The 3,695-nt window shown below is 40.6% G+C and carries 3 protein-coding genes, 2 tRNA genes and 1 pseudogene; 2 read left to right on the forward strand and 4 right to left on the reverse strand.

Translation table 11 applies throughout. The annotated features are described in order from the left end of the window. Both AAF462_10850 and AAF462_10855 read left to right on the forward strand, forming a co-directional pair. Positions 1-705: acetolactate decarboxylase (locus tag AAF462_10850; protein MEM7009622.1), on the forward strand; the 705-nt coding region annotated here is incomplete at its 5' end. A gap of 248 nt (positions 706-953) precedes the next feature. Then, complete coding sequence (locus tag AAF462_10855; protein ID MEM7009623.1) at positions 954-2,087, forward strand: tyrosinase family protein; 1,134 nt, start codon at positions 954-956, stop codon at positions 2,085-2,087. Between the two features lie 53 nt (positions 2,088-2,140). Here the strand turns inward: AAF462_10855 and AAF462_10860 are convergent. From AAF462_10860 to AAF462_10875, 4 genes and pseudogenes are all read right to left on the reverse strand, one after another. Continuing rightward, positions 2,141-2,263, reverse strand: a pseudogene (locus tag AAF462_10860) (multicopper oxidase domain-containing protein). Between the two features lie 87 nt (positions 2,264-2,350). Further along, positions 2,351-2,428, reverse strand: a tRNA-Asp gene (locus tag AAF462_10865). Between the two features lie 17 nt (positions 2,429-2,445). Then, positions 2,446-2,522 (reverse strand) — tRNA-Val (locus AAF462_10870). A 287-nt stretch (positions 2,523-2,809) separates the two neighbouring features. Beyond that, on the reverse strand, positions 2,810-3,695 hold an 886-nt coding region (locus AAF462_10875; GenBank protein MEM7009624.1), incomplete at its 5' end, for a S16 family serine protease.

Here is a 3,695-nt window from a genome sequence, read left to right on the forward strand (position 1 = left end):
AGTATTTCAGGTTTCATGCTCACAGCCTGTAGTGAGGGTGGTGCTAGTGATTCTGATAATGTAAATCGTATATTTCAATGGGGTGCTGATAACCCTACTTATCTTACATCTAGGGCTAAACCGTCAGAAGTAGTCGACCCGACAGGAATAGGCGTTGGCGGTGCTCCGGGAGGAGAAATAATAGTTTTTGGCGGCAAAGCTTTAATAACAGATTCTAGTGGCGCTGTTAGTGAATTGGACGATGATGACGAAATTGCCGTAATTGGTGTCATGTCTAATTTTCAAGCCGACTACACAACCGTTACTACTGACACTGTCGGCTGTGAGGATGATCTTGCAGATTATTTAGATGATATTGTAGGTGATGACGAAGTCGACCGTTTGGCTGTATTCTTAATACGCGGCACTTTTTCATCAATAGATTATGCAGTGGAGGCCGGTGTAATAGAGGACACCCCTATATTCAGTATCGAGGACGTATCCGGAACGATGGTTGGCTATAAAAGCCCGTATTATTTCGGTGATGATACTTTTGTTGTAGAAAATATTACAGTTGGTATAGCTGAATTTCCTTGGCATGTACATTTTATCTCTGATGACGAAACAATAATGGGACACGTAAGGGAATGTGAGATAGACCCAGGCAATGACGTAGAGATCGCACTTGCAAATATTTTTGACCTGCAATTAAATTATCAAGACTGAGCTGCACACTCTGTTTACAAATATAGAGACCTGCTATTACAATAAATAAACTTAAATACTTATATTGAAATATATAGATTAAACTGAGCCAATATTTTCAGTAACTATAGTCTTATTATTTCTTTCTCAATTCTATTCTTGTTTTCAGTGTTTTACTACTTTTATATTTATAACATATTTGTGTATTTTTAGATATTTCATATACTTAAACTAGGTGGTAAAATCTAGATGGTAGGTAGGTAAAACACATGAAAAAGCGTAATTCGTCAGACGTGTCACGTCGCCAATTTTTAAAAACCGGTCTTGTTGCTACTGCTGCGGCTGCAACTGTTGGAAGCTGGAGTTACTCCTGTGGTAGTGATATGACAAATAACAATAATGGTCCTCTACGGGTTAGATCAAACGTAACTAGTATCAGCAGTGATGCACGAGAGGAGCTTGTGGACGCGATACATTTTCTAAAGAATCTGCAGTCACCATTTGAACCTTCTCTATGTTTTTATGACCAGATGGTTCGTTTTCATCAGTTAAGTGTTATTAATGCTACATTGACATTTGGATATAGCGTCTCTCACCAGTGCCCCTCATTTCTCCCCTGGCACCGCAAGATTTTAATGCTGTTTGAAAATGCAGTCCGAGTTCACATTCGTGAAGACTTTGCTCTGCCTTATTGGGATTGGACAGATGAATCTAGTCTTGATATAGTTTTCTCCGATGATTTTATGGGACCTTCTTTAGGAAATGAAGATGATAACTATTCAATTAGTACTAGTTCTTTTGCTAAGGGATTGTTTTCAATTAATTTGACAGCTTCTCAGATCTCGAGTGATGGCAATCAGGCTTCCAATTGTCCATTTCCCTTTATTACCAGAGGTCCAAAATCTGTAGATCTACCAACAGCAGAAGATGTAGAGGAATTGCTAGAGGTTACTACATATGATTCACCTCCGTTTGATGTTGATGCTGATATAGATGAGAGCTTTAGGAACTATCTCTTGGGTATCTCACCACTCCAACTGCATTCTGTACCGCACGTATGGCTCGGCGGACAGTGGGACTCAGATATATCCGACGGCACATTTGATTCGACAGAATCTTCGACATTTGTGGGTACCATGTCAGCCCTGGATTGCTCTCCTAACGATCCGGTATTTTGGATTCATCATTGTAATGTTGACAGAATATGGGCGGCTTGGGAAGCACGATACGGTGCATCGTATGAGCCTGAATCTGGGTGGAACGAAGGATGGAATCTAAACGATGAGATGTATCCATATACTGAGTATAGTGATAATCCTGAAATGATGAAAGAGGGTATAACAAATGCTTCAATGCTCGACTTCGAGACACTTGGTTATACCTACGATGATTTATACGAATAAAAAATTAATCATAATGATCTCAATCTTGCTTACAGCACGCTAATTGGCTTCCTCTAAGCAATAACTTCTACATTCTGCATCATTCCAAGGTCTTCATGATCTAGTATATGGCAATGAAGAACAAATTCACCTGTGAAATCCAGGAACCGGGAGCGTATGGTTACGCTACTCTCTGGGTAAAAGTATTGTATCAAACCAAACATGCGTTTCCAAATATTCGCTTAACATAGCGTATTTACTATAGCGTATTTACTGGGGAAAAGTGGCGGAGCCGACGGGATTTGAACCCGCGACCTCTGGCTTGACAGGCCAGCGTTCTAACCGGGCTGAACTACGGCTCCGCGAGAAGTATTTCAAGTGGTGGGCGGTACAGGATTTGAACCTGTGACATCTTGCTTGTAAGGCAAGCGCTCTCCCGTGCTGAGCTAACCGCCCTCTGTATTAATGAGGGGTTAATATATAACTGAATTTAGGCCAGTTGTCTATAAAATAAGTTAGATATTTTGATTTTGTTTTCCGACCCATCCCGCTCCGCCACCGAAAACTCAGAACTAAACATTTCTGACCTCCCGATGCTGTGTCCTCAATAGTTTCCGCTCAACATTATGTACAAATCTTTAACCCCATCAATATTAAGCGGTATAACTAGTTAAAAAATATTTTGTTTGGTTCAAACGGTAATATTAGAAGGGCTGACTATTTCTAATCAGCCCCCTTATTTTCTAGTTTACATTAGCCCCTACTTCATCACCGATGGTCATGGTTGGAGGCGGTATAACAATATCTTGAAGAACTGGGGTTTCAGATACAATTGCCGCATCTAAAACATCATCCATATGCTCTACAAGCTTAATTTCTATATCCTTAAGGATAGAATCACGTATATCCCTAAGATCCTTTTCATTTTCATGAGGAATAATCACTGTTTTTACTTTTCCTCTATGAGCTGCAAGAATCTTCTCTTTTAGACCTCCTATCGGAAGAACTCTTCCTCTAAGAGTGATCTCTCCAGTCATTGCAACATCATGTTTTACAGGCTTTCTAATAAGCGCTGAAACAATTGCAGTTGATATTGCAATACCAGCTGAAGGTCCGTCCTTTGGAGTTGCGCCTTCAGGTACGTGAATATGAATATCTACTTTTTGGTGGAAGCCGCGCTCAAGCCCTAGCCTCTCTGCTCTTGATCTTACATAGCTCATAGCAGCCTGAGTTGACTCCTGCATAACTTCGCCAAGCTTACCTGTCACTGTGAAGTTACCTTTACCAGGCACAATTGAAACCTCAATTGTGAGCAGCTCACCGCCAACTTCTGTCCACGCAAGTCCTGTTGACATTCCTACATGATCTTTTTCTTCTATCTCACCATACTTAAATTTAGGTATCCCAAGATAGTTTTCTTTCTTAATAGTTGCCGGAGATAATTTAACTGTATGCTCCGGACCTTTCTTCACAACATCTCTAGCAGCCTTTCTGCATAGTGTTGCTATCTCACGCTCAAGCGTTCTAACGCCTGCTTCACGAGTGTAATATCTGATAACATCTAAAAGAGTGTTATCTGACATCTTAAGGTTATCCTGCTTAAGACCGTGAGCATCGCGCTGTTTAGGA

Source organism: Thermodesulfobacteriota bacterium (assembly GCA_039028315.1).
GTDB lineage: Bacteria > Desulfobacterota_D > UBA1144 > Nemesobacterales > UBA2774 > CR02bin9.

Excerpts from the sequence above, each read along its gene's own strand:
- AAF462_10855 (MEM7009623.1), top strand. The coding sequence starts at position 954 with ATGAAAAAGCGTAATTCGTCAGACGTGTCACGTCGCCAATTTTTAAAA.